The following is a 24,495-nucleotide window of genomic DNA, read 5'->3' on the forward strand; positions in this document are numbered from 1 at the left end:
AGCACATCCTTCCGTTTCGGATGTGACCTACGCGACCGTAAGGAGGGGTTGACGGCGGGTGATATATGCCACCGATAAAGAATTTGCCAAGCCGGAATAGGCGAAGGCCCGGCACCAGGGGTGCCGGGCCTTCGTCGCGGCCGATGGGCCGGACGGGTCAGATCGAGACGCCGTGCTGGCGCAGGTAGGCCAGCGGGTCGATGTCCGCGCCGTAGCTCGGCGAGGTGCGGATCTCGAAGTGCAGGTGCGGGCCGGTGGAGTTGCCCGTGGAGCCGGAGAGGCCGATCTGCTGGCCGCCGCTCACCGACTGGCCCGCGGAGACGGACAGGGAGGAGAGGTGGGCGTACTGCGAGTAGTTGCCGTCGGCGTGCTGGATGACGACCTCGTTGCCGTAGGCGCCGCTCCAGCCGGCGGAGACGACCGTGCCGGCGCCGACGGCGCGGACGGTGGTGCCGGAGGAGGCGATGAAGTCGGCACCGGTGTGGTAGCCGGAGGACCACATGGAGCCGGAGGCGCGGTACGGGGTGGAGACGCCGCCGGAGACGGGGGCGACCCAGCCGGAGGAGGTGGCCTGCGCGGAGGAGCCGGAGGACTGGGCGGCGGCCGGGGCGGTGGCGCGGTCGGCGGAGCGCGAGGCGCGGGTCTGCTCGCCGGCGGACTGGGACTTCTGGACGGCCTTGCGCTCGGCCTTCGGGGCGGCCTTGGCGGCCTTCGGGGCGGCCTTGGCGGCGGGCTTCGGGGCGGCGGCCTCGGCGGTGTTCTTGGCGCCGAGGGTGAGCTTCATGCCCGGGAGGATCAGCGAGGGGTTCTCGCCGACGACCTGGCGGTTGTCGGAGTAGAGCTTCTGCCAGCCGCCGGCGACGTTCTGCTCGACGGCGATCTTGGACAGGTAGTCGCCGGCGACGACGGAGTACGTCTTCGGGGCGGCGGCCTGGGCGGCCGGCGCGGCGGCGGCCTGGGTCTGAGCGGCGGCGCTCACGACGGTGGCGGAGACGGCGGCCGGGGCCGCCTGCTCGGCGGCGTGGGCTCCGGTGGCGCCGATGAGCGGCAGGGCGACGACGACGCCGCCGGTGCCGGCGGCGACCAGGCCACGGGTGATCAGGGTGGACTTCTGGCGGCGGTGCTTACCGTTCGCGGGCATGGCGAATTCCTCTCCGGCGCCTGCGAGGTGAGCTGTCGGGTTCGGACTGGAGATGCCCGGCCGCGTTTCTCACGCGGCTTCACCCCGAGCCGTCCTGCATCGCGGGACCGGCGTACTTCCTTGGGTCCCCCGCTCCTGCCACGCGATGGGATGGGGTCGAATTCCGGGCGGTGGCAGGATTCGGCGGTCCGACCGGATTGACGGCGACGCTAGACGAGCGGGGTCGGCACGAACAAGCCGGTGAATTCGACGGGCATTCCGGGGCGATCTTCGGGCCCGGAATTCCGGTCACCCTCCGTCGATGACGGTCCCTCGATTCCCTTTCCGGAAAGGGTGATTGGACCGGGCGGTCGGCCACGATCCGTCACCTCTATGACCCTGCTCACGCACCGGATTCCATCTCCCCCTCAACCAGGGCGTGTTACCCCAAGCGTCATGAATATGGACAGATCGCCCATTACCGACCAGGGGGGTGCGCCACGACCCGCGCGCCGGGATGATTGCGGGGGGAACCGATCTCGTCCGGTCCCGCGAACGCCTACCCCCAGGAGCATCCGTGACGCAGCAGTTGCCGCAGGTCCAGCCCCTCGAACCCGGCGAGCCCGAGCTCGCGGAGGTCCGCAACTTCCGGGACGTGGGCGGCCTGCCGACGACGGACGGACGCGCGGTCCGGCCCGGCACCCTCTTCCGCAGCGGCCACCTCGCCGACGCCACCGAGTCCGACGCGGCCTTCCTCGACGGCCTCGGCCTGCACACGATCTTCGACTTCCGCAACGCCGCCGACGCCAAGGTGGAGGGGCCGGACGTCGAGCTGCCCGGCGTACGGAACGTGAACATACCCCTGAGCGACCCGGCCGACGGCAAGGAGTTCTGGCGGATGGTCCGCGAGGGCGACCTCGTCACGCTGCGGGACCTGCTGGGCGACGGCAAGGCCGCGGAGCGGATGACGTCCTCGTACCGCCGGATGATCGTGGAGCGGACCGCCGAGCACAGCCGGGTCCTGCACTCCCTCGCCGAGGACTCCGTCCCGGCCCTGATGCACTGCGCGGCCGGCAAGGACCGCGCCGGGCTCTCGATCGCCATCACCCTGCTCGCGCTGGGTGTGGAGCGCGCGGCGATCGAGGCCGACTACGTGAAGTCCGACGCGCCGCACCGCCGCTACAAGGTGCGCCGCAGCTCCACCGCCCGGGACGCGATGGCGCCCGAGGTGATGGAGCTGCTGAGCCCGCTCTTCGACGCGCGGGTGGAGTACCTCCGGGCCGCCTTCGAGACGATCGACACGACCTGGGGCTCCGTGGACGCCTACCTCGCGGAGGGCCTGAAGCTGGCGCCCGAGACCCGCGAGCGGCTGCGGGAACGGTTCCTCACGGAGGCGTGAGCCACCACCCCGGGGGACCGGCCGGGCTCAGCCCGCACCCGGTCCGCCGGACCGGGCCCTACTGGTTCTGCCCGCCGAGCATGAAGAGCAGGTAGAGGAAGCCGGCGAAGAGGTGACCGGCGATCAGGTACGCGAAGAGGCGGAGCACCAGCCCCTTGGGGAACTTGCCCTCACCGCGCTCCTCGCCGGTGACCGGGGCGGAATTAACTGACTTGTCGGACATGTCGACCAACCCTTCGGGGGGCTCAGCGGGGGTGCGGGGCGCCGCCGCCCAGGCACATCTCGGCGGCGGGGCTCTGCAGGAGCGTGTGGACGAACAGCACCTCGGCGCCGGCGCGGCCGGCCGCGCCGATCCGGTGCGGGGTGAGCGAGTCGAAGTGCGCGCTGTCCCCGGGATCGAGGAGGTGCACGGTCTCGCCGAGCGCGAGCCGCACCTGCCCTTCGAGGACGTGCAGCCACTCCTCGCCGGGGTGGACGCGGACGATGTCGGCCCGGGTGGCGTACGGCACGTGGACGCGCAGGCACTGCATGGCCCGGCCGGCGCCGCCGGCCTGCCGGTAGATCCAGCCGTCGGCCTCGACCGGATCGGAGCGGTCGGCCCGGATCACCGGGTCGCGCTCGGGCGGGGTCTCCCCCAGCAGCTCGGCGACCGTCGTACCGTAGATACGGGCGAGGGCCAGCAGCATCGGCAGCGAGGGCTGCCGGTTCCCGGTCTCCAGCCGCGAGAGGTGCGCCGGGGAGAGCCCGGCCCGCTGGGCGGCGGCCTCCAGGGTGAGCCCCCGGCGCCGGCGCAGCGCCCGCAGCTGCGGGGCGACGTCGGGCAGGATGTCGGGGGCGGCGGTTTCCGGGGCGGAGCCCCGGGGGACGTGGTCCATGAGTCCATTCCGCCAGGATCGTGCCTCTGAGGCAAGTTTCTTGCCCCAGAGGCAAAAACCGGGGTGACCGGTCTCAGCGCTGGGCGACCGCCTGCTTGACCAGCGTCTTCCCGAAGTCCCAGAGCAGCCCGCCACCGTCGTGGGCGTCGTCCATGACCGCCGTGAAGGCGGTGACGAAACGGTCCACGTCCGCCTCGTCGACGACCAGCGGCGGGATCAGCTTGATCACCTCCAGATGGTCGCCCGAGACCTGGGTGAGGATCCGGTGCCGCTGGAGCAGCGGGACCACCACCATCTGCGCGAAGAGCCCCTTCCGGGCCGCCTGGAGCATCGCCCACCGGCCGCGCAGCCCCAGCGAGCTCGGCCGGCCGAACTCGATCCCGATCATCAGCCCCCGGCCGCGGATCTCGTGCAGCAGCTCGTACCGCGGCACCAGCTCCTCCAGCCGGCCCTTCAGCAGTCCGCCGACCCGCCGCACGTGCGCGACGGTCCCCTCGGACTCCATCACCGACAGCACCGCGAGCCCCGCCGCCATCGCCTGGGCGTTGGCGCCGAAGCTGGCCGAGTGGACCAGCACCCGGTCCATGGACGAGTAGACCTTCTTGAAGATCCAGTCCTTGCCGAGGGTCGCGCCGACCGGCACGTAGCCGCCGGAGAGCGCCTTCGCCACGCAGACCAGGTCCGGCTCGACGCCGTCCTCGTGCTGGTACGCGTAGAAGTCGCCGGTCCGCCCGAGACCGGTCTGCACCTCGTCGGCGATCAGCAGCGCCCCGTGCCGGCGCAGCAGCTCCTGCGCGGCCGCGAGGAAGCCCGGCGGGGCCTCCTGGACGCCCTTGCCCTGGATCGGCTCGACCACGAAGGCGGCCACGTCCCCCATGCGGAGCTCGCGCTCCAGGGCGTCGAGGTCGCCGAGCGCGATCGGCGCGTCCGGGAGCAGCGGGTCGAAGCCCGCCCGGAAGCCCTTCTCGCCGTTGACGGAGAGGGCGCCGGTGGTGAGCCCGTGGAAGGCGTGGTCGCAGTAGACGATCCTCGGGCGTCCGGTGGCGTACCGGGCGAACTTCAGCGCGGTCTCGACGGCCTCGGTGCCGCTGTTGCAGAAGAAGACCCGGTCGAGGTGGGGGCTGTGGGCCAGCAGCCGCTCGGCGAGCAGTCCGGGCAGCGGCGGGCAGTCGAAGCGGGTGAGGTCGGGGAGGTCCGCGTCGAGGACGTCGTGCAGGGCCCCGCGGACGACGGGGTGGTGCCGTCCGAGGCCCATGACGCCGAAGCCCGCGAGCATGTCGAGGTGGTCGTTGCCCTCGGCGTCCCAGAAGTGGGCGCCGGCGGCCCGCTCGTAGACCTTGTCGAAGCCGATGGTGCGCAGCATCCGCGGCAGCTGCGGGTTGAGGTACCGGGCGTGCAGCTCGTACCGCTCGCCGCCGCGCTCGGCGAGCAGCGCCCGCAGGTCGAAGCCGTCGGTCATGGCCCGCCCCTCAGCTCCCCGAGACGGTCTCGCGGACCGCCCGCAGCGACTCCTTGAGCGAGCCCATGGTGGCGAGCACGGCGGTCGGTTCGTAGCCGCAGTGCGCCATGCAGTTGGCGCAGCGCGGGTCCTTGCCGCGGCCGTACTTGTCCCAGTCGGTCTCCTCGACGAGTTCGCGGTAGGTGGGGACGTAGCCGTCGCTCATCAGATAGCAGGGGCGCTGCCATCCGAAGAGGGAGTAGTTGGGGATCGCCCAGGCGGTGCAGGGGAAGTCGGCCTTTCCTTCGAGGAAGTCGAGGAAGAGCGGCGAGTGGTTGAGCCGCCAGCGGCGCCTGTTCCCCCCGGCGAACGCCTTCCTGAAGAGTTCCCTGGTCTGTTCGACACCGAGGAAGTGTTCCTGGTCGGGCGCCTTCTCGTAGGCATAGGCGGGCGAGATCATCATTTCGTCGACCTGGAGGTCGTCGTTGAGGTAATTCAGCACCTCGATGATCGTCTGCGGTGTGTCCGTGTTGAAGAAGGTCGAATTGGTGGTGACCCGGAATCCCCGCCGCTTGGCCTCCTTGATCGCCGCCACGGCCTCGTCGAAGACGCCCTCCTTGGCGACCGATTCGTCGTGGCGTTCGCGCAGTCCGTCGATGTGGACGGCGAAGGCGAAGTACGGCGAGGGCGTGAAGTCGCCGAGCTTCTTGCGCAGCAGCATCGCGTTGGTGCAGAGGAAGACGTACTTCCGCCGGGCGACCAGCTGGCGCACGATCTCGTGGATCTGGGGGTGCATCAGGGGCTCGCCGCCGGCGATGGAGACCATCGGGGCGCCGGACTCCAGGACGGCGCCGACCGCCTGGGCGACCGGCATCCGCTGCTTCAGCACCCCGGCCGGGTGCTGGATCTTGCCGCAGCCCTCGCACTTGAGGTTGCAGGCGTAGAGCGGCTCCAGCTCGACGATGAGGGGGAACTTGTCCCGCTTGCGGAGCTTCTGTTCGAAGAGATAGGTCCCGACCCGGACGGACTGACGGAGCGGCATGGCCATAACTCGCTCACCTCCTGGGGAGCAGCAGAGAACGGTGCCATTCGAAGAAAGCGGGAAGGACGGCACGCAGGACACGGAAGGCCGATATTCCCCCGCGTACCGTGCCGATACGGACCAGTTCGTGCTCGGGGGCGTCCACGACCACCCGTACGGCGGCAACGGGCCGGGGTCCGGCCGCCCGCGCGGTACGGAGGGTGGCGGCGGACTCCATGTCGACGGCGATCGCCCCGCCGGCGGCCAGCGCGGCCCGCTCGGGTCCCCGCACCACGTGGTCGGAGCCGGTCAGCGGGCCGGTGTGCACGGTCCGGCCGGGCAGCGCCCTGGTCAGCGCCTTGACGAGGAGGTCGGCGCCGTCGCAGACGGTGGTGCCGTCCGGGCCGCGGGTCTCCTCGGCGACGACCAGGTCGCCGGGGTGCATGCCGGGCGCGAGCCCGGCGCAGAAGCCGGAGGCGATCACGGCGGCCCCGCCCCAGCCGTCCCGGGCGAGCGCCCGGGAGACCCCGCGGGTCGCGTGGGCGGGTCCCATGCCGGTGCGCACCACGCGGACCGGGCCGGGCGCCCCGTCCCGGCCTCCGCCCCGCAGGGCGAACCGCTCGATGCCGAGCGCGCAGGCGATCAGCAGCGGCGGGACGGCTTCCCCGGAGTCCCCCGGCGGGCGGTCGCGGTCCATCACGGACTCCCGCCGGGCGTGGGCTCGCCGTGCAGGTAGCGGCCGAGCGCGGTGAGCGGGAAGACCTGCCGGTAGAGGTGGTAGTTGATGGAGAAGTCCCAGGGGAAGCCGGTGCCGGTGAAGTACGGCTCGTCCCAGGAGCCGTCCTCGTGCTGGGTCTCCGTCAGCCAGGCCACACCCCTGCGGACGGCCTCCGACTCCCTCTCCCCGGCGGCGAGGAGGGCGATGAGGGCCCAGGCGGTCTGCGAGGCGGTCGAGGCGCCCCGGGCGATCCAGGACCGGTCGTCGTACGAGCGCAGGTCCTCGCCCCATCCGCCGTCCGGGTTCTGCGCGGAGGCGAGCCAGGCGACGGCCCGCCGGACCGCCGGGTGGGAGGCGGGGATCCCGGCGGCGGCGAGGGCGGGGAGCACCGAGCCGGTGCCGTAGACGTAGTTGACGCCCCAGCGTCCGAACCAGGCGCCGTTGGGCTCCTGTTCGGCGAGCAGCCAGTCGATGCCCCGGCGGGTGCGGGGGGCGTCGGCCAGGCCCTCGTGGGCCAGCATCTCCACCACGTGGGCGGTGACGTCGGCCGAGGGCGGGTCGATGACCTCGCCGAAGTCGCAGAAGGGCAGCTTGTTCGGCAGGACGCTGGTGTTGTCGGCGTCGAAGGCGGCCCAGGCGCCGTTGCCGGACTGCATCCCGGCGGTCCAGCGGGCGGCGCGGCGCACCGCCGCGTCCACCCGGGCGGGGTCGGGGTGGCGGACCCGGCGCAGGGCGAGGATCACCTCGGCGGTGTCGTCGATGTCCGGGTAGTTGTCGTTGTGGAACTCGAACGCCCAGCCGCCGGGCGGGAGTCCGGGACGGCGCACCGCCCAGTCGCCCGCCTTGGTGATCTCCTCGTCGAGCATCCAGTCCACGGCCTTCACCAGCGCCGGGTGGTCGGCGGGCAGGCCGGCGTCGGCGAGGGCGATGGTGGCGAGGCAGGTGTCCCAGACGGGCGACTGGCACGCCTCGATCATGCGGACCGGGCCCTCGGGCTCCTCGCGCCAGACGGCGAACCGGTCCAGGGACTCCAGGCCGGCCCGCATGACCGGGTGCTCCAGGTCGTAGCCGAGCAGGTGGAGGGCGATCACCGAGTAGACGGCGGGCGGCTGGATGCCGCCCCAGCAGCCGTCGTTCTCCTGCCGCTCGACGATCCACCGGGCGGCGCTGTTCATGGCCGCCCTGCGCAGGCCGCGCGGGGCGAACCGGTGGTAGACGCGCAGGGCCTTGTCGAGGCGCTGGAAGAGACCGTCCCAGCCGGTGAGGGGGGCGAGCGGGCGCGGCGGCGCCGGGCGGTCCGGGTCGGTGTGCAGCTCGTCGAGGGCGAAGGGCGCGGGGCGGACCGGGCGCTTCGCGGAGACGACGGTGAGCGGCACGATGGTCTGCCGGGCCCAGCAGCCGAAGTCGTAGATGTTGAGCGGGACCCACGACGGCAGGAGGACCAGCTCGGGCGGCAGCTCGGGCAGGTCCTCCCAGCGCCACCAGCCGAAGAGGGCCAGCCAGATGCGGGTGAAGACACGGGCGGAGGCGATGCCGCCGCGGGCCCGGATCCAGGACGCGGCGCGGGCCATGTGCGGGGCCTCGGGCCGGTCCCCGGCGAGCCGGAGGGCGACGTACGCCTCCACGGTGGCGGAGAGATCGCCGGGCCCGCCGTAGAAGGTGGGCCAGGTGCCGTCCTCGTACTGCCGGCTCCGGATGTGCCGCGCGGCGGCCGCGAGGGTGTCCGGGTCGAGGATGCCGAGGAACTGGCGGAGCAGGAGGTCCTCGGCGTCCATGGTGACGTTGGTCTCCAGGTCGCCCTTCCACCAGCCCTCGGGGACCTGGCGGGCGAGGAGGTGGTCGGTGGCCCTGCGGGTGGCGAGGGCGGCGGCCTCCTCCAGAAGTCCTGGGGCGGCGGCGAGGCCGTCCGCGGAGGTGGTGCGGTGGTGTGGTGCGGTGCTGGCCGCGGACGCGAGGGGGCCGAGGGCCCCGGCGTTTCCGTCGGTCGTCGCTGTCATGGCTTCCCCTTCGTGGCAGTCGGTTACCTCTGCTCCTGCGGGTCTGCCGTCGGCCGGTGCCGGGTGGCACCGGCCGGCGACTGCGCACTCATATCTGGCTGTCGGTGATCATTTCTTCCGTACGACGACGAAGTCGGCGAGGGCGATCAGCTGGTCGCGCACCCGGGCGGGCATGTCGACCTCGTGCAGGGCACGGAGCGCGATCGCGTGCTGGCGGCGGGCCTCCTCGGCGGTCCACTCACGGCCGCCGGCCTCCTCGATGAGGGCGGCGCGGTAGGCGAAGTCCTCCTCGGAGAAGGAGTCGAAGGCGGTGGACTTGGCGTCCTCGGCGAGCAGCCGGCCGAGCCGCTCGGACGCCTCCCCGTCCGCCGCGAGGGCGGCGACGACCGGCAGCGACTTCTTCCGCTGCCGCAGGTCGCTCCAGGTCTGCTTGCCGGTGGCGTCCGGGTCGCCCCAGATGCCGAGGAGGTCGTCGACGGCCTGGAAGGCGAGGCCGAGGTGGTAGCCGAACTCCTCCAGCTTGTCGGCGGTGCGGTCGTCGGCGCCGCCGAGGACGGCGCCGATGGAGACGGCGCAGGCGAGGAGGGCGCCGGTCTTGTTGCCCTCCATCTCCAGGCACTCCGCGACGGTGACCCGCTCGCGGTGCTCGTAGGAGATGTCCTGGGCCTGCCCGTCGATCAGCTTGCGGCTGGCGGTGGTGAGCCGGCGGGTGGCGCGGCCGGCCTCCACGGTGCCGATCTCCAGGAGGAGTTCGTTGGCGAGCGCGAAGAGGGCGTCGCCGACCAGGATCGCCTGGGCGGGGCCGTGCACCTTCCACACCGTGTCGCGGTGGCGTCGCTGCTCGTCGCCGTCCATCAGGTCGTCGTGGAGGAGCGAGAAGTTGTGCACGAGCTCGACGGCGACGGCGCCGGGGACGCCGACCTCGGGGGCGGCGCCGGCGGCCTCGGCGGAGAGCAGGGCGAGCGCGGGGCGCACGGCCTTCCCGCTGTCGGCGTCGGTGGGGTTGCCGTGGGCGTCGATCCAGCCGAAGTGGTAGGCGGCCACGGTGTCCATGGGCGGCGCGAGCCGGCCGACGGCCGCCCGCATGACGGGGGTGGACAGGGTCCGCCCCCTCTCCAGCAGGGCGCTCACGTCCGCGGTGTCGACGGCCGGGGTCCCCGGGGGCACGGTCGGCACGGTCTCTCCTCTAGTTCCTGTGATCACACTCATGCCGCCTCCTGCAGCGGATGGTCGTGGCGGCGGCCGAAGGCGGAGAGCGCGGCGCCGGCGGCGCTGAAGCCGCTTCGGACGGCACCCTCCATGGTCGCGGGCCAGCCGGTGGCGGTCCAGGCGCCGGCCAGGTACAGGCCGGGCGCACGGGTGCGGGCGCCGGGGCGGAGGCGCCCGACGCCGGGTGTGGGGGCGAAGGTGGCGGTCCGCTCCCGGGTGACGAAGAAGTCGCGGACCCCGGCGCCGCGGGCGGCGGGCAGCAGCCGCTCCAGCTCCGGGAGGTAGCGCTCGCGGAGCGCGGCGACGGGCTCGTCGATCTCGTCCTGGGCGGCGGACTGCGAGACGGCCAGGTACTGGCCGCCGCCGGTGAGTCCGGAGGACCCGGTGCGGTCGAAGACCCACTGGACCGGGGAGCCGAGGGCGGTGAAGAAGGGCCGCTTCAGCACCTTGCGGTCGTAGACCACGTGCAGGTCGAGGATGGGCGCGGTGCCGATGTCGAGGAGCCGGTCGGCGTCGTCGAGCGCGTCCTCGGGGAGCAGGGCGTGGGTCTCGGTCTGCGGCACGGCGAGGACGACGGCGTCGGCGTGGAGGGTCTCGCCGGGCAGCTCGACGGTCCAGCGGCCGTCGTCGGTGCGGGAGATCCGCTCGGCCTTGGTGCGGAGCAGGGTCCGGACGCCGAGTCCGTCGAGGGTCTTGGCGGCGAGGGTGTCGTGGAGGTGGCCGAGCGGCACGTGGGCCCAGCCGATGTCGGCGGCGCCGGGGTCGGTGAGCAGCCCGGTCTTGAAGACCATGGCGGCGAGCCCCATCGAGGCGTCCGGGGCGGGGGCGTTGAGGGTGGGGATGCCGACCAGGTCCCACAGGGCCTCGATGGCCCGCGGGGACTGTCCGTGGCGGCCGAGCCAGGTGGCGAAGTCGATGCCGTCGAGGGCCGGGTCGGCGGGGTCGAGCTTCTTGAGCGCGAGCGCGGCGCGGCCGACGGAGGCCCGCTCGGCGAGGGAGAGGTGGGGGTACGTGGCGAGGCTGCGGGCCAGGTGGAAGGGGACCGGCAGCGGGTCGCGGCGGATCCGGCCGAGGCGCGGGCCGCGGGGGTGGGCGACGTCGAGGACGGGGACGTCGAGCCGGTCCTGGAGCGGGGCGAGGCGGGCGCCGTCGACGCGGTCGAGGAACCAGCGGTAGGCGGTGCAGCAGCGCAGGTAGACGTGCTGGCCGTTGTCGACGGTGAGGTCGCCGCGGCGGAAGGAGAAGGCGAGGCCGCCGAGGCGGGGCCGGCCTTCGAGGAGGGTGACGGCGACGCCGGCGTCGGCGAGCTGGATCGCCGCGGTGATGCCGGCGAGCCCGCCGCCGACGACGACGGCCCCGGGGCGGGCCGCCGCGCCGCGCGCGTCGGTGGGGGCCATCAGGCGCGCCTCCTGACGGTGGAGCGGGCGATGTGGCGGGCGTCGAGTCCGGAGAGGCCGCGGACGGCGACGTACGCCTTCTCGGGGCCGGGCAGCGAGACCCGGCCGCGGAGCACGGCCGCGGGGTCGCGCTCGATGCGGTCGAGGAGCCGGCGGTAGATGCCGGCCATGGCGGCGACGCAGGCGCCGCTGCGCCGGTCGAGCATGGGGAGCAGCCGGTAGCCCTCGGCGAACAGGGCGCGGGCGCGGCGGACCTCGAAGTGGACGAGGCCGGCGAAGTCGGCGCCGGACGGCAGCACGGGGGCTCCGAAGCCGTCCTCGCAGCCGAAGCGGGCGAGGTCGTCGGCGGGCAGGTAGGTGCGGCCGTTGCCGGCGTCCTCGCGGACGTCCCGGAGGATGTTGGTGAGCTGGAGCGCGAGGCCGAGGGTGTCGGCGTACTCGGCGGCCCGGTGGGCGTCGGCGGCGCCGGGCTGGGTGCCGAAGACGCCGAGGGAGAGCCGGCCGATGGCGCCGGCGACGCACCGGCAGTAGACCTTGAGGTCGTCCCAGGTGCGGTAGGTGGCGCCGCGGACGTCCATGAGGACGCCGTCGATGAGTTCGTCGAGCCCTTCGAGGGGGATCGGGAAGCGGCGGGCGGAGTCGGCGAGGGCGACCGCGACGGGGTCGGTGTCGTCCTCGGCCACGTCGTCCTTGCGGACCCGGTCGAGCAGGGTCCTGGTGGCCTCCAGGCGCTCGCGCTTCACCTCGGGGGCGAGGGTGCCGTCGCCGATGTCGTCGACGCGCCGCGAGAAGGCGTACAGGGCCGACATGGCCTGGCGCTTCTCGGCGGGCAGGAGGCGGATGCCGTAGGCGAAGTTGCGGGCCTGCTGTCCGGTGACGGCCTCGCAGTAGCTGTACGCGGCCTGTACCGGCGCGGACGGCCGGGTCAGTTCCTCCACGGTCACGATCCCCCCTCTCTCCGCGCCCGGAGCAGGACCGCTCCCGCCTGGCGCGTCAGGCTCGGCTTGGTGGGCTTCGGCGGTCCGGCGAGGACGTCGAAGCCGGCGGCGGCGATGGCGTCGAGCGCGGCGAGTCCGCCGGCGGTGAAGCCGGTGAGCAGCAGGCGGAGACGGCCGTGGACGCTGCCGACGAGGGGGGTTCCGGCGTGCAGCAGGCCGCGGGCGCGTTCGGCCTGGAAGGCGACGAGGGAGCGCACGGCGGCGCCGGCGGTGGGCCGGGCGAGGTCGTCCTCGGTGACGTGGAACCGCTTGAGGTCCTCGGCGGGCAGGTAGATCCGGTCGCGGGCGAGGTCCTCGGCGACGTCCTGGAGGTGCTCGACGATCTGGAGGGCGGTGCAGATCTCGTCGGAGCGGCGGATCCGCTCGGGGGTGGCGGTGCCGGTGATGCCGAGGACGAGCCGGCCGACGGGGTTGGCGGAGAGCTCGCAGTAGGCGAGGAGGTCGTCGTACGTCTCGTAGCGGCGGACGAGCTGGTCCTGCCGGTTGGCCTGGATCAGACCGAGGAAGGGACCCGGGGTGAGGCCGCGGCGCCGGACCGTGGGCTGGAGGGCGCGCAGCAGCGGGTGGCGGGGGGTGCTGTCGAAGACCCGCTCCAGGTCCTCCTCGAAGGCGTCGAGGAGGACGAGCCGGTCGGCGGCCTCCTCGGGGCCGAGGCCCAGCCGGCGGGCGTCGGCTCCGCCGGGGGCGAGGTCGCCGTCGCCGATGTCGTCGACCAGGCGGGCGTATCCGTAGACGGCCATGAGGTCGTCGCGCCAGGCGCGGGGCAGGAAGAAGGGGGCCACGGGGAAGTTCTCGTCCGCGGCCTTGCCGAGTGTGGTGCGCGAGGGGTCGTCGGCGCGCACGTACCGGGAAGCCGTCACCGGGCGGCGCCCGGCGCGGGGACGGCGACACCCACGTGAAGCTGGAGATTCTGCGTCATGGCCGTCATATCTCCCGTTCTACACTGCCGACCCAATCCATCCTATTTCGGACACGCCGCCGCACACGGAGCACGCGCCCGCCGGGGCGTCCGGGGGCGCCGTGGGGCGGTGTGGATCAGACCGGTACAGCTTACGTTGTACGAGAGATGTCGCCATTCGGGGGGCCCTGCGCCACGCCGGGCCGGTCCGGCGGGGCTGACCTGTGGCGATGCGGGGCCCGGTGGAAGGTCAGCGGGCGCGGGCTCCGGAGACGACCATGGCGAGGGTGGTCTCGACGACGTCGGCGCGGCGCTGGGCGGAGAGCCGGCGCAGCGGGCCTTCGAGGAGGAGCAGCGAGAGGCCGTGCACGGCCGACCAGGCGGCGGCGCCGGCTGCGGGGCGCCGGCCACCGGTCCGGTCGAGGGCCTCCTGGGCCTCGCGGAGCAGCGTGAAGGCGCGGATCTCGGGCTCCGGGGGCACGGGGCGGCCCGCCGGCGGTTCGGCGGCGGGGCGGACGGTGCCGAAGGCGGCCCGGTAGAGGCCGGGGTGCTCGACGGCGAAGCCGACGTAGCCGCGGCAGAGGGCGGCGAGCCGGCGCTCGGCGGCGAGGGCGGGGTCGTCGGCTCCGGGCTCGCGGGCGGCGGCCCGCTCCATGGCCTCGGCGAGCCGGACCCGGGCGTGGGCGCGGACGGTGCGGAGCAGCTCGCCGCGTCCGTCGAAGTGCCGGTAGGCGGCGGTGGGCGAGACGCCGACGCGGCGGGCCGCCTCGCGCAGGACCACCCGCTCGGGGCCGCCCTCGGCGGCGAGGCCGACGGCCGCGCAGACCAGGGCGTTGCGCAGGTCGCCGTGGTGGTAGTTCTTTCCGCCCGAGATCCCTGCCATGGGCTCATCCTGCCCGATGTTGACCGCATGAACATTCCGCCGGCGGCCCGACCGGCGAAAACCGGAACGCCCCCCGCCGGACCGGCGGGGGGCGTGCGGTACGCGAGGGGGCGTGGCGTCAGCGTGCGGTCTCGCGCTCGTACGCCTTGAGCACCTCGTCGGTCGGGCCGTCCATCAGGAGCTGGCCCTTCTCCAGCCAGAGCACCCGGTCGCAGGTGTCCCGGATGGACTTGTTGCTGTGGCTGACCAGGAAGACCGTGCCGGCCTCCTTGCGCAGCTCGCGGATGCGCTCCTCGGAGCGGATCTGGAACTTGCGGTCACCGGTGGCGAGCGCCTCGTCGATGAGGAGCACGTCGTGGTTCTTGGCGGCCGCGATGGCGAAGCGGAGCCGGGCGCCCATGCCGGAGGAGTACGTGCGCATGGGCAGGCTGATGAAGTCGCCCTTGTCGTTGATCCCGGAGAAGTCGACGATGTCCTGATACCGCGCGTGGACCTCCTCGCGACTCATGCCCATGGCGAGGCCGCCGAGGATGACGTTGCGCTCGCCGGTGAGGTCGTTCATCAGGGCCGCGTTGACGCCGAGCAGCGAGGGCTGGCCGTCGGTGTAGACCTGACCGCTCTCGGTGGGGAGCAGGCCGGCGATGGCGCGCAGCAGGGTCGACTTGCCGGAGCCGTTGGTGCCGATGAGGCCGATGGCCTCGCCGCGGTAGGCGGTGAAGGTGACGCCGCGGACCGCGTGCACCTTGCGGACGCCCCGGGAGACCTCGGCCTTGCCCTTGCCGACGATCCGGCTGAGGGCCGCCGTCGCGCTGCCCTTGCCGCCGCCACCGGTGTTGACCCGGTAGACGATGTGGACGTCGTCGCAGATGACGGTGGGCGTCTTGGCGCCCTGGATGGTGTCAGCCACGGCCGTACCTCTCCTCGGCCTTCCAGAAGTAGACGAAGCCGCCGATCCCGAGGAGCAGCGCCCAGCCGAGGCCGGTGGCCCAGACGTGGTCGGGCAGGTTCTCGGAGCCGTAGCCGTCGATGAGGGCGTAGCGGATCAGGTCCATGTAGACCGCCGCCGGGTTGTACATGAGGATGTCCGCGATCCACTGCGGCTTGTCCTGGAGCATCACGGGGATCGAGAACATGACGCCGGAGGCGTACAGCCAGGTCCGCATGACGAAGGGCATCAGCTGCGCGAGGTCGGGCGTCTTGGCGCCGGCCCGGGCCATGATCAGCGCGAGACCCACGTTGAAGACGAACTGGAGCGCCAGCGCGGGGATCACCAGGAGCCAGCTCGCCGACGGGTAGCTGCCGGAGACCATGACGATCGCGACGAGCACGATCATCGAGAAGAGCAGCTGCTGGAGCTGCTGGATCGAGAAGCTGATGGGAAGGCTGGCGCGCGGGAAGTGCAGCGCCCGCACCAGTCCGAGGTTGCCCGAGATCGCCCGTACGCCGGCCATGACGGAGCTCTGCGTGAAGGTGAACACGAAGATGCCGGTGACCAGGAAGGGGATGTAGACGTCCTTGTCCATGCCCTTCCCCGCGCCCAGGATGAGGCCGAAGATCAGGTAGTAGATCAGGGCGTTCAGCAGCGGCGTCGCCACCTGCCAGACCTGGCCGAGCTTGGCCTGGCTGTACTGGGCGGTGAGCTTCGCCGAGGAGAAGGCCATGATGAAGTGGCGATGGCTCCACAGCTGCCGGACGTACTCGAACAGTCCGGGCCTGGCGCCGCTGACCGCGAGGCCGTACTTCGCGGCGAGGTCGCCCGGGGTGAGGCCCGCGTCGACGGGGGCCGGAGGCGCGCTGGTCGCGACCGCCCCGCCCTGGTGAATGTCACTCACAGTCGAAACTTTCGTGTTCACGATGTGCGGCACGTCGGGGTGCCACGATGTCAGCTGACCGGTGGGCGGCCCCCGGCACCGGGTCCGCCGCCACACCGTACGCCATCCGGGCGGCCCGCCGGGACGCCGGGCGATCTTCCCGGCGGACGGCGGACCCGGGGGCCTCTACTTCAGTCTGCTGGACGCCAGCACCGACACGAGGTGCAGGACGGTCTGGAGCAGGGCGATGCCGGCGAGGACGGCGACGCCGAGCCGGGAGAAGAAGAGGTCTCCGCGCATCTGGTCGGCGACGGCCAGGACCAGGATGAGCAGGGACGCCTCGATCCCGAGGATCAGCCGGTGGAACTTGAACGCGGCCGCGGCCCGGCGGGCCAGCGCCATGCCGGAGGAGCGCGGCTCCGAGGCCGCCTCCTTGACCGGGGCCATGCCGTTCTGGTGGCGGGCGACGCCGACCAGGTCGGTCTCGGCCTTGATCAGGATGGCGCCGAGCGCGGCCAGGGTGCCGAGGAAGGCCCACAGCCAGTCGATCCGGCCCTCGCCCCACAGGTCGGCGGCGCGCAGGCCGAAGCCGACCAGCACCGCCGCGTCGCACAGGTAGGCGCCGACCCGGTCCAGGTAGACGCCGGCGAGCGAGTACTGCTTCTTCCAGCGGGCCAGCTCGCCGTCGACGCAGTCGAGCAGCAGGTACAGCTGCACCGCGACGACGCCGAGCACGGCGCCCCACACGCCCGGCACCAGGAGGGCCGGGGCGGCGAGGACGCCCGCCAGGGTCATCAGGTACGTCAGCTGGTTCGGGGTGACCCGGGTGTTCGCCAGCTGGCGGGTGATCCGCAGGGAGATCTCCCGCATGTAGAGGCGGCCGCCCCAGTGCTCGCCGCTCCGCCGGTCCTTCACACCCGGCGGGTGGACGACCGGTCGGAGCTCAGCTACCGATGGCTTTGGCATAGTCGGCGTACGCGTCCCTGATCTCGTCGGCTGACAGGTCGAGGTGTTCCAGGATGGTGAACCGGCCCGGCCGGGTCTGCGGAGCGAACTCCACCGCCCGCGCGAACTCGTCGACCGTGAAGCCCATCTCCTCCGGCAGCACGGGCAGCCCGTGCCGGCGCAGGGTCTCCACGATCACGCCGGACTCCTCGCGGGCACCGCGCAGGTGCATCGCGAAGGCCGCCCCGAGGCCGCACTGCTCGCCGTGGCTGGCCGCGCGGGCCGGGAAGAGCAGGTCGAAGGCGTGGCTGATCTCGTGGCAGGCGCCCGAGGAGGGGCGGCTGTCGCCACTGATCGACATGGCGATGCCGGACATCACCAGGCCCTCGGAGAGCGTCACCAGGAAGTCGTCGTCGCCGACGCCGCCGGGGTGGCGGAGGACCGCCTCGCCCGCGCTGCGGGCCATCGCGGCCGCCAGGCCGTCGATCTTCTCGCCGTTCTCGCGGTGGGACAGCTCCCAGTCCGCGAGGGCCGAGATGTTGGAGATCGCGTCGCCGATGCCGGAGCGGACGAAGCGGATCGGGGCGTCCCGGATCACGTCGAGGTCGATGACCAGCGCGAGCGGGGTCGGGACGCCGTACGAGCCGCGCCCGTTGTCGTTGTCCAGCGTGGAGATCGGCGAGCAGATGCCGTCGTGCGACAGGTTGGTGGCTATGGCCACCAGGGGCAGCCCGACCCGGGCCGCCGCGTACTTCGTCACGTCGATGATCTTGCCGCCGCCGAGGGCGACCACGGCGTCGTACCGCTTGCCGCGCATGGCGTCGGCGAGCTTGACGGCCTCGTCGATGGTGCCGCCGGAGACCGTGTACCAGTCGGCGCCGGGCAGCTCGGGGGCGAACCGGTCGCGGAGCTTGAGCCCGGAGCCGCCGCTGATGGCGACGGCGATCTTGCCGTTGCTGGAGATCCGCTGGTCCGCGAGGAGCGCGGACAGGTCGTCCAGCGCTCCCCTGCGGATGTCGACGACGACCGGCGACGGGATCAGTCGGGTCAGTACCGGCACGCGATCTCCCGGCCCTTGGCGAGGTCGTCGTGGTTGTCGATCTCGACCCAGGAGACCTCGCCGATGGGCTCGACGTCGACGGTGAAGCCGCGGTTGACGAGCTCCTGGTAGCCGTCCTCGTAGTAGAGGTCGGGGTCGCGCTCGAAGGTGGTCTTCAGGGCGTCGGCGAGCTCCTCGGCGGCCTCGGCCTCGATGAGGGTGACACCGATGTACTCGCCGGTCGCGTCGGCCGGGTCCATCAGCTTCGTGATCTTCTGGACGCCCTTGCCCTCGGCGGTGACGACCTTCATCTCCTCGTCGGCGAGCTGCTTCACCGTGTCGAGGGCGAGGATGATCTTCTGGCCCTTGCCGCGGGCGGCGAGCAGGGTCTTCTCGACGGAGACCGGGTGGACGGTGTCGCCGTTGGCGAGGATCACACCGCGCTTCAGGACCTCACGGGCGCACCACAGGGAGTAGGCGTTGTTCCACTCCTCGGCCTTGTCGTTGTCGATCAGGGTGAGGGAGAGGCCGTACTGCGCCTCCAGGGCCTCCTTGCGGGCGTAGACGGCTTCCTTGCGGTAGCCGACGACGATCGCGACCTCGGTGAGGCCGACCTCGGCGAAGTTCTTCAGCGTGAGGTCGAGGACGGTGGTGTCACCGTCGACGGGCACGAGGGCCTTCGGGAGGGTGTCGGTGTAGGGGCGCAGTCGCCGTCCGGCACCGGCTGCCAGAACGAGGCCGATCATGCTGTTTCTCCTTCGTCGTGAACGGCGGGTGCTCCGGAGGAGACCCAGAAGCGGATGGACTCCACGAGCACCACGAGGGCGAGCGCGCCCGCCAGAGCGGTCAGCGCCAGGGTGAAGTCGTCGCCGCGGTCTCCGAGGAGCGCGGCGAGGACGGTCACCAGGAGCGTGCGCCCCTCGTGTCCGCCGGTGATCCGCACCAGCCAGGCGGGCGGCGCGCCGGTGCCGCCGCGAATGCGGTACACCGTGTCGTAGTGATGGTAGGCGACCGCCGCGACCAGGCCGAATGCGGCGGGGACGGCCTGCGGCACGTCCGACCGGGCGGCGATGACCAGGACCGTGCCGTACTCGGCGGCGCGGAAGAGCGGCGGGAGGAGCCAGTCGAAGCGGCCCGTGAGGGGGGCGGCGACGAGCGCTCCGGAGACGACGACGTAGCCGACGGCGGCGATCACGGCCAGGCGGTGGTCGTGCGGCCACTGCCAGGCCGCGTACAGCAGCCCGGCCACGATCGCGGCGCCGAGGGGGACCCTGAGGCCCGCGCCCCTGGCGCTGCCGCCGAACACCCGGCCGACGCCGCGGGCCAGCGGCCCCGAGTCGGTGAGCTCGTACAGGGCGCGGGTGGCGCGCTCGCCGCGCGGGGTCCGGTTCCGGAGGGAGCGCAGGACGCGGCCGGCGGTGGTGTAGCAGGCGGCGAAGGCGCAGCCGGCGATCAGGGCCCAGAAGACGATCCGGGGGCTGGTGACGGCGGTGAGGACCGCGATCATCGCCCAGCGCTCGCCGATCGGCAGGATGATCATGCGGCGGGCCCAGACGGTCCAGCCCACGCCGTCGAGGCGGCTGGAGAGCGCGAGGCCGGTCCTGGCCGTGGTGCCGGCGGTCGCCTCGTCGGGCGTGTTCGCCTCGTTGAACGCGAAGTCCACGACGTGGCGGCAGGTCATGAGGATCATCGCGGCGAGCGCGAGCGTCCACACGTCGTCGCCGCCGCGGGCCGCGCCGAGGGCGAGGCCGGCGTAGAAGGCGTACTCCTTGGCCCGGTCGAAGGTGGCGTCGAGCCAGGCGCCCATCGTCGAGTACTTGAGCGCGTACCGGGCGAGCTGCCCGTCGGTGCAGTCGAGGACGAAGGAGACGAGCAGCAGCACGCCGGCGGCGATGTAGCCGCCGCGCTCCCCGGTGGCCGCGCAGCCGGCCGCGATCAGGGCGGTGAGCAGCGAGGCGGTGGTGACCTGGTTGGGGGTGAGGCCGCGGCGGGCGCACCAGCGGGCGATGTACCGCGAGTACGGGCTGATGAAGAAGGTGGTGAAGAAGCCGTCGTGGGCCTTCACCGCGGAGCGGAGGCGGACGGCCTCGTCGTCGACGGCGTCGACGGCGGCGCGGGCCTCGTGGCGGGCCGCGGCGTCGGCGGGGACGGTGGCGACGAGGGTGCCGAGGGCGGGCCGGTGCACGGCGACGCCGTCGGCGTCGAGGGCGTCGGCCACGGACTCGGTGAGGTCCCGCTCGGGCTCGGCGGCGGCCGGGACGGTGAGCACGGGCGCCGCGGTCAGCGCGCGGGCCAGGGCCGGGCGGGCCTCGGGCTGCGCGGTGAGCGCGCCGGGCACGGCGGCGGCCGGGAAGCGGGGGTCGGTCAGCGCGAGGCGCAGGGCGTGCGGGTGTCCGACGAAGCGGGAGTCGACGAGGGCGACGCGCTCGCCCGCGGGGACGGCGGCCAGGAGGGTACGGGCCTCCTCGGCGCCTGTGGCCCGGCGGACGTCGAAGCCGAGCGACCGCAGATCAGCGTCGAGCGAGGATCCGGGTGCCGGCGGGCCGGTGAGGATGGCGGTCGACAGACGAACTCACTCCTTGGAACGGGCAGTGGGCCGGCGGGGCCCTGACGGCCCCGGGCGCGGCGGTGCGCCCCGGCACCGGGCGGCGGCACGTCGGCTGAGGCTATCGGATGAACGGAGCGTGAGTTCACCGAGGCTTCGCACGCCGGACTCCCCCCGGTCCGCCCCTCGCCGCCGGGGTGCGCCGCGCTCCGCTCGATCATCATCGGGGATCGGCGGCCCGCCCTCCAAACCCGTCCCGGCGAAGCCTCCGGCGGCATTCCGGCAGGTGATCGCACGAATGCCGGCCGTTCGGGCATCACCGCAGGTCAGAGCAATGACAACGGTGTTCAGTACCGTGTTGCACATACCCCCCACCCGTAGTTCACTGGCGACTTGGGGCACCGACGGAACAGGACTTGGGAGGCCATGTCATGGGGGCTGGACACGACCACGGGCACAGCCACGGGGGGACGCCGCCGACCGGCACCGCGGGCGCCGCGTACCGCAACCGGTTGCGGATCGCGCTCGGGATCACGCTCTCCGTGATGGTGGTCGAGATCGTCGGCGGCGTGGTCGCCGACTCGCTCGCGCTGATCGCCGACGCGGCGCACATGGCGACCGACGCGATCGGGCTGGCGATGGCGCTGCTCGCGATCCACTTCGCCAACCGGCCGCCGTCCGGGAACCGCACCTTCGGCTTCGCCCGGGCCGAGATCCTGGCGGCGCTCGCCAACTGTCTGCTGCTGCTCGGCGTCGGCGGGTACGTGCTCTACGAGGCGGTCCAGCGGTTCATGGAGCCGGCCGAGACCAAGGGCGGGCTCGCCATCGCCTTCGCCCTGGTCGGCCTGGTGGCCAACGTCATCTCGCTGTCGCTGCTCATGCGTGGACAGAAGGAGAGCCTGAACGTCCGCGGCGCCTATCTGGAGGTACTGGCCGACGCGCTCGGCTCGGTGACGGTCATCGTCTCCGCCGCGATCATCCTGGCGACCGGCTGGCAGTACGCCGACCCGATCGCCTCCCTGGTCATCGGCCTGATGATCGTGCCGCGCACGGTGAAGCTGCTGCGGGAGACGCTCGACGTGCTCCTGGAGGCGGCGCCCAAGGGCGTGGACATGGCGGAGGTGCGGGCGCACATCCTGGCCCTGCCGGGCGTCGAGGACGTGCACGACCTGCACGCCTGGACCATCACCTCCGGGATGCCGGTCCTCTCCGCGCACGTGGTGGTGGACGCGGGGACGCTGGACTCGGGAGGCCACGAGAAGATGCTCCACCAGCTCCAGGGCTGCCTGGGCGACCACTTCGACGTGGAGCACTGCACCTTCCAGCTGGAGCCGGCCGGGCACGCCGAGCACGAGGCGAAGCTCTGTCTGTGACTGTTAGGCTCGTCGTACGAACACGTGCGTGAGAGGAGCTGGGGTTGATGACCGTCGCGATGGAGGCCGCTGTGCGCGGCCGCACCCGGTCCAGCTTCAGCTCCCGGGTCTCCGGCTGACCTGATCCCGGTTCTTCCACCGGTCCGTCACGTCGTCGGCCGGGACCCTTTCACACCAAGGGTTTCCACGTTGTCCGACAACGACATCCAGAACGCTTCCGCGTCCCACGACGCCTTCTTCGCCCTGCACCACGGTCTTCCGCGGCAGGGTCCGGGCTCCGACGCCACCACCCGTCGTCTCCTCGCGCTCGCGGGGAGGCTGCCGGAGCGTCCGCGCGTCCTCGACCTGGGCTGTGGCCCCGGTCGCTCCGCGCTACTCCTGGCCGCCGAGGCGGGCGCCGAGGTGACCGCCGTCGACACCCACGAGCCGTTCCTCGACGAGCTGCGGGCGGCGGCCGCCGCCCGCGGTCTCGCCGGCCTGGTCCGCCCGGTGCGGGCCGACATGGGCGCGCTGCCCTTCCCCGACGGCTCCTTCGACCTCGTCTGGGCCGAGAGCTCGGTCTTCGTCATCGGCTTCGACCGGGCGCTCGCCGAGTGGCGCCGGCTGCTCGCGCCGGGCGGGACGCTCGTCCTCACCGAGTGCGTGTGGACCACCGGCACGCCCGCCGAGGAGGCCCGCGCCTTCTGGGACGAGCACTATCCGCTCCGTTCCGTCGCGGAGCTGTCCGCGACGGCCGTCGCGGCCGGCTATCACGTCCTCGGCGCCTTCACCCAGCCCGACGGCGACTGGGACGAGTACTACGTCCCGCTCGCCCGGCACGCCGACGCCGCCGACACCTCGGTGCCGGGCATGGCCGAGGCCGTGGCGGGCGCCCGGGCCGAGATCGCGCTGCGCCGCGCCCACGGCGGCGACTACGGCTACGCGGGCCTCGTGCTCCGGCCCGCCGACCCCCACTGGCCCACCCGCACCGAGCGGGAGGGCGACCGCGCGGCCGTACGGGAGGTGACCGCGGCGGCCTTCGGGTCGCCGGCCGAGGCGGACCTGGTCGACGCCCTGCGCGCCGACCCGGACGCCTGGCTGCCCGGGCTCTCGGTGGTCGCCGAGGCCCCGGACGGCTCGGTGGCCGCCCACGCGCTGATCACCCGCTGCCGGGTGGGCGGGGTGCCGGCCGCGGCGCTCGCGCCGGTCTCGGTGGCGCCGGAGCACCAGCGCACGGGCGCCGGACAGGCCGTCACCCGGGCGGTGCTCGACGCGGCGCGGCTCGCGGGCGAGCGGCTGGTGCTGGTGCTGGGCCATCCGGAGTACTACCCCCGGTTCGGCTTCGTACGGGCGTCCGCGTACGGAATCAAGCCAGGTTTCGATGTTCCGGACGAAGCGATGATGGCCCTCACCCTGGACGGTTCCGGTCCGGTTCCGTCGGGCATGATCGTCTATCCGGCGGCTTTCGGGGTCTGACCTGCCCCTGACGGGCCCGCCGCTCCCCCGTGCCGGGGTACTCCGGTGCGGTGGGAGCGGCGGGCTCCGGCCGCCGAAGTGCGGACAAGCCGCTTTTGTGCGGCAGACTGGGGTGGCCCCCACGGGCCGAGGACCGAAGCGAAGGATGGGTATGCCGACCACACAGGGCACCGCGGCCGCGATCGCGCCGGGGCTTGCGTCGAAGCTCTCGTCGAACGGCGTGGAGCCGTCCGTCACCCCGGAGCCGATCATGCTGGAACTGGTCGACGAGGCCGGGAACACCATCGGTACGGCGGAGAAGCTCGCCGCCCACCAGGCCCCCGGGCAGCTGCACCGCGCGTTCTCGGTCTTCCTCTTCGACGAGGAGGGACGACTGCTGCTCCAGCGCCGGGCGCTCGGCAAGTACCACTCCCCCGGCGTGTGGTCGAACACCTGCTGCGGCCACCCCTACCCGGGCGAGGCGCCGTTCGCGGCGGCCGCCCGGCGCACCTTCGAGGAGCTCGGCGTCTCCCCCACCCTGATGGGCGAGGCCGGCACCGTCCGGTACAACCACCCGGACCCGGCCTCGGGCCTGGTGGAGCAGGAGTTCAACCACCTCTTCGTCGGCCTGGTGCAGGCGACGCCGCGGCCGGACCCGGAGGAGATCGGCGAGTACGCCTTCGTCACCCCGGCCGAGCTGGCCGAGCGGCACGCGGCCGCGCCGTTCTCCGCCTGGTTCATGACGGTGCTCGACGCGGCGCGTCCCGCGATCAGGGAGCTGACGGGTCCTGCCGGGGGCTGGTGACCCGGCCGTCCGCCGTCCCCGGCCCCGGTGCCATCGGGGCCAGGGGCAGCGCCGCCCAGATGATCTTGCCGCCGCCCGCGGTGTGCTCGACGTCGCAGGCGCCGCCGCTCTCCAGCGCGATCTCCTTCACCAGGTGCAGCCCTCTGCCGCCGGTCTGGCCGTAGTCGGCCTCCAGCGCCTTGGGCCGGTAGGGGTGGTTGTCCTCGACGGACACCCGCACCCACTCCGGCCCGATGGCCACCTCGACCGCTATCTCCGGGGAGAGCAGCGCCGCGTGCCGCACGGCGTTGGTGACCAGCTCGGAGACGATCAGCAACAGTCCGTCCTTGATGTCCTCGTGGACCGGGACTCCCTGGCGGGCCAGCAGGTCGCGTACCGCGTGCCGGGCCTGGGGGACGGAGACGTCGACCGCGGGAGCGGTGAAGCGCCAGACTCCTTCGTAGGACGGTGGCCGGGCGGGGACACCTCCGCGGGCATCCATGATCCGGTTCCCACCCTCGTGCTCGATTCTCGCCACACTGCGAGTCTTGGCAATCCGGAGGGGTCTCCCGACCTACTGACCAGAAGTCGACACTTATCGACCACCTTCT

At 72.9% G+C, this 24,495-nt stretch carries 23 protein-coding genes and 1 riboswitch; of the genes, 4 read left to right on the forward strand and 19 right to left on the reverse strand.

Annotated features, from left to right (window positions below):
• Positions 1–157: 157 nt before the first annotated feature.
• The gene (locus ACFVU3_RS06155; protein ID WP_390064097.1) at positions 158–1,141 is read right to left on the reverse strand and encodes a peptidoglycan DD-metalloendopeptidase family protein; all 984 of its coding nucleotides are present in this window, start codon (positions 1,139–1,141) and stop codon (positions 158–160) included.
• Positions 1,142–1,145: 4 nt separating this feature from the next.
• Positions 1,146–1,309, reverse strand: a riboswitch (cyclic di-AMP (ydaO/yuaA leader).
• A 388-nt stretch (positions 1,310–1,697) separates the two neighbouring features.
• On the opposite strand from ACFVU3_RS06155, the gene ACFVU3_RS06160 reads away from it, so the two are divergent.
• Positions 1,698–2,519, forward strand: a complete 822-nt coding sequence (locus ACFVU3_RS06160) for a tyrosine-protein phosphatase (protein ID WP_390064098.1) — start codon at positions 1,698–1,700, stop codon at positions 2,517–2,519.
• Positions 2,520–2,577: 58 nt separating this feature from the next.
• On the opposite strand, the gene ACFVU3_RS06165 is transcribed toward ACFVU3_RS06160, so the two are convergent.
• The 17 genes from ACFVU3_RS06165 to ACFVU3_RS06245 form a co-directional block, all read right to left on the reverse strand.
• Positions 2,578–2,742, reverse strand: a complete 165-nt coding sequence (locus ACFVU3_RS06165; RefSeq protein WP_189848334.1) for a DUF6126 family protein — start codon at positions 2,740–2,742, stop codon at positions 2,578–2,580.
• A 22-nt stretch (positions 2,743–2,764) separates the two neighbouring features.
• Positions 2,765–3,394 carry a helix-turn-helix domain-containing protein gene (locus tag ACFVU3_RS06170; protein ID WP_390064099.1) on the reverse strand — a complete coding sequence of 210 codons (630 nt, stop codon included), beginning with the start codon at positions 3,392–3,394 and terminating at the stop codon, positions 2,765–2,767.
• A 73-nt stretch (positions 3,395–3,467) separates the two neighbouring features.
• Complete coding sequence (locus ACFVU3_RS06175; RefSeq protein ID WP_390064100.1) at positions 3,468–4,853, reverse strand: aspartate aminotransferase family protein; 1,386 nt, start codon at positions 4,851–4,853, stop codon at positions 3,468–3,470.
• A gap of 10 nt (positions 4,854–4,863) precedes the next feature.
• Positions 4,864–5,880, reverse strand: coding sequence for an adenosyl-hopene transferase HpnH (hpnH, locus tag ACFVU3_RS06180; protein ID WP_390064102.1), 1,017 nt, complete (start codon positions 5,878–5,880; stop codon positions 4,864–4,866).
• Positions 5,881–5,887: 7 nt separating this feature from the next.
• The gene (locus tag ACFVU3_RS06185; protein WP_390064104.1) at positions 5,888–6,550 is read right to left on the reverse strand and encodes a 1-hydroxy-2-methyl-2-butenyl 4-diphosphate reductase; all 663 of its coding nucleotides are present in this window, start codon (positions 6,548–6,550) and stop codon (positions 5,888–5,890) included.
• On the reverse strand, positions 6,550–8,568 hold the full coding sequence (gene shc, locus ACFVU3_RS06190) for a squalene--hopene cyclase (RefSeq protein ID WP_390064105.1): 2,019 nt from the start codon (positions 8,566–8,568) through the stop codon (positions 6,550–6,552). The genes ACFVU3_RS06185 and shc overlap by 1 nt, the downstream gene beginning before the upstream one ends.
• 108 nt (positions 8,569–8,676) lie before the next feature.
• Positions 8,677–9,777 carry a polyprenyl synthetase family protein gene (locus ACFVU3_RS06195; RefSeq protein WP_390064106.1) on the reverse strand — a complete coding sequence of 367 codons (1,101 nt, stop codon included), beginning with the start codon at positions 9,775–9,777 and terminating at the stop codon, positions 8,677–8,679.
• The gene (gene hpnE, locus ACFVU3_RS06200) at positions 9,774–11,174 is read right to left on the reverse strand and encodes a hydroxysqualene dehydroxylase HpnE (RefSeq protein ID WP_390064108.1); all 1,401 of its coding nucleotides are present in this window, start codon (positions 11,172–11,174) and stop codon (positions 9,774–9,776) included. The genes ACFVU3_RS06195 and hpnE overlap by 4 nt, the downstream gene beginning before the upstream one ends.
• A complete protein-coding gene (gene hpnD, locus ACFVU3_RS06205) occupies positions 11,174–12,118 on the reverse strand; it encodes a presqualene diphosphate synthase HpnD (protein ID WP_390064110.1) in 945 nt (314 codons plus the stop codon). The genes hpnE and hpnD overlap by 1 nt, the downstream gene beginning before the upstream one ends.
• Positions 12,115–13,032: a squalene synthase HpnC gene (hpnC, locus tag ACFVU3_RS06210; protein WP_390064111.1), complete on the reverse strand. Its 918-nt coding sequence runs from the start codon at positions 13,030–13,032 to the stop codon at positions 12,115–12,117. The genes hpnD and hpnC overlap by 4 nt, the downstream gene beginning before the upstream one ends.
• A 288-nt stretch (positions 13,033–13,320) precedes the next feature.
• Entirely contained in the window at positions 13,321–13,953 is a 633-nt protein-coding gene (locus tag ACFVU3_RS06215; protein WP_390064113.1) for a TetR/AcrR family transcriptional regulator, read from the reverse strand.
• A 118-nt stretch (positions 13,954–14,071) separates the two neighbouring features.
• Positions 14,072–14,860: an ABC transporter ATP-binding protein gene (locus ACFVU3_RS06220; RefSeq protein ID WP_390064115.1), complete on the reverse strand. Its 789-nt coding sequence runs from the start codon at positions 14,858–14,860 to the stop codon at positions 14,072–14,074.
• Positions 14,853–15,785 (reverse strand): ABC transporter permease, encoded by a 933-nt coding sequence (locus tag ACFVU3_RS06225; protein ID WP_390064117.1) that lies wholly within the window; start codon positions 15,783–15,785, stop codon positions 14,853–14,855. Before ACFVU3_RS06225 ends, ACFVU3_RS06220 begins: the two co-directional genes overlap by 8 nt.
• Positions 15,786–15,950: 165 nt before the next feature.
• On the reverse strand, positions 15,951–16,730 hold the full coding sequence (locus ACFVU3_RS06230; protein ID WP_390064119.1) for a CDP-alcohol phosphatidyltransferase family protein: 780 nt from the start codon (positions 16,728–16,730) through the stop codon (positions 15,951–15,953).
• Complete coding sequence (locus ACFVU3_RS06235) at positions 16,708–17,769, reverse strand: iron-containing alcohol dehydrogenase family protein (RefSeq protein WP_390064121.1); 1,062 nt, start codon at positions 17,767–17,769, stop codon at positions 16,708–16,710. The genes ACFVU3_RS06230 and ACFVU3_RS06235 overlap by 23 nt, the downstream gene beginning before the upstream one ends.
• Complete coding sequence (locus ACFVU3_RS06240; protein WP_390064123.1) at positions 17,757–18,494, reverse strand: sugar phosphate nucleotidyltransferase; 738 nt, start codon at positions 18,492–18,494, stop codon at positions 17,757–17,759. Before ACFVU3_RS06240 ends, ACFVU3_RS06235 begins: the two co-directional genes overlap by 13 nt.
• Positions 18,491–20,314, reverse strand: coding sequence for a DUF5941 domain-containing protein (locus ACFVU3_RS06245; RefSeq protein WP_390064314.1), 1,824 nt, complete (start codon positions 20,312–20,314; stop codon positions 18,491–18,493). The genes ACFVU3_RS06240 and ACFVU3_RS06245 overlap by 4 nt, the downstream gene beginning before the upstream one ends.
• Before the next feature lie 410 nt (positions 20,315–20,724).
• Between ACFVU3_RS06245 and ACFVU3_RS06250 the strand changes: the two genes are divergently transcribed.
• From ACFVU3_RS06250 to idi, 3 genes are all read left to right on the forward strand, one after another.
• Positions 20,725–21,666 carry a cation diffusion facilitator family transporter gene (locus ACFVU3_RS06250; protein ID WP_390064125.1) on the forward strand — a complete coding sequence of 314 codons (942 nt, stop codon included), beginning with the start codon at positions 20,725–20,727 and terminating at the stop codon, positions 21,664–21,666.
• A gap of 189 nt (positions 21,667–21,855) precedes the next feature.
• The gene (locus ACFVU3_RS06255) at positions 21,856–23,121 is read left to right on the forward strand and encodes a GNAT family N-acetyltransferase (RefSeq protein WP_390064126.1); all 1,266 of its coding nucleotides are present in this window, start codon (positions 21,856–21,858) and stop codon (positions 23,119–23,121) included.
• A gap of 151 nt (positions 23,122–23,272) precedes the next feature.
• Positions 23,273–23,905 (forward strand): isopentenyl-diphosphate Delta-isomerase, encoded by a 633-nt coding sequence (gene idi, locus ACFVU3_RS06260; RefSeq protein WP_390064128.1) that lies wholly within the window; start codon positions 23,273–23,275, stop codon positions 23,903–23,905.
• On the opposite strand, the gene ACFVU3_RS06265 is transcribed toward idi, so the two are convergent.
• Positions 23,871–24,386 (reverse strand): ATP-binding protein, encoded by a 516-nt coding sequence (locus ACFVU3_RS06265; RefSeq protein ID WP_390064129.1) that lies wholly within the window; start codon positions 24,384–24,386, stop codon positions 23,871–23,873. The genes idi and ACFVU3_RS06265 overlap by 35 nt on opposite strands.
• Positions 24,387–24,495 lie beyond the last annotated feature (109 nt).

The sequence above is a fragment of the Streptomyces sp. NPDC058052 genome, assembly GCF_042885515.1.
Classification (GTDB): domain Bacteria; phylum Actinomycetota; class Actinomycetes; order Streptomycetales; family Streptomycetaceae; genus Streptomyces.

Excerpts from the sequence above, each read along its gene's own strand:
- ACFVU3_RS06155 (WP_390064097.1), bottom strand. The coding sequence starts at position 1,141 with ATGCCCGCGAACGGTAAGCACCGCCGCCAGAAGTCCACCCTGATCACC.
- ACFVU3_RS06165 (WP_189848334.1), bottom strand. The coding sequence starts at position 2,742 with ATGTCCGACAAGTCAGTTAATTCCGCCCCGGTCACCGGCGAGGAGCGC.
- ACFVU3_RS06170 (WP_390064099.1), bottom strand. The coding sequence starts at position 3,394 with ATGGACCACGTCCCCCGGGGCTCCGCCCCGGAAACCGCCGCCCCCGAC.
- ACFVU3_RS06175 (WP_390064100.1), bottom strand. The coding sequence starts at position 4,853 with ATGACCGACGGCTTCGACCTGCGGGCGCTGCTCGCCGAGCGCGGCGGC.
- hpnH (WP_390064102.1), bottom strand. The coding sequence starts at position 5,880 with ATGGCCATGCCGCTCCGTCAGTCCGTCCGGGTCGGGACCTATCTCTTC.
- ACFVU3_RS06185 (WP_390064104.1), bottom strand. The coding sequence starts at position 6,550 with ATGGACCGCGACCGCCCGCCGGGGGACTCCGGGGAAGCCGTCCCGCCG.
- shc (WP_390064105.1), bottom strand. The coding sequence starts at position 8,568 with ATGACAGCGACGACCGACGGAAACGCCGGGGCCCTCGGCCCCCTCGCG.
- ACFVU3_RS06195 (WP_390064106.1), bottom strand. The coding sequence starts at position 9,777 with ATGAGTGTGATCACAGGAACTAGAGGAGAGACCGTGCCGACCGTGCCC.
- hpnE (WP_390064108.1), bottom strand. The coding sequence starts at position 11,174 with ATGGCCCCCACCGACGCGCGCGGCGCGGCGGCCCGCCCCGGGGCCGTC.
- ACFVU3_RS06215 (WP_390064113.1), bottom strand. The coding sequence starts at position 13,953 with ATGGCAGGGATCTCGGGCGGAAAGAACTACCACCACGGCGACCTGCGC.
- ACFVU3_RS06230 (WP_390064119.1), bottom strand. The coding sequence starts at position 16,730 with ATGCCAAAGCCATCGGTAGCTGAGCTCCGACCGGTCGTCCACCCGCCG.
- ACFVU3_RS06240 (WP_390064123.1), bottom strand. The coding sequence starts at position 18,494 with ATGATCGGCCTCGTTCTGGCAGCCGGTGCCGGACGGCGACTGCGCCCC.
- ACFVU3_RS06250 (WP_390064125.1), top strand. The coding sequence starts at position 20,725 with ATGGGGGCTGGACACGACCACGGGCACAGCCACGGGGGGACGCCGCCG.
- idi (WP_390064128.1), top strand. The coding sequence starts at position 23,273 with ATGCCGACCACACAGGGCACCGCGGCCGCGATCGCGCCGGGGCTTGCG.
- ACFVU3_RS06265 (WP_390064129.1), bottom strand. The coding sequence starts at position 24,386 with ATGGATGCCCGCGGAGGTGTCCCCGCCCGGCCACCGTCCTACGAAGGA.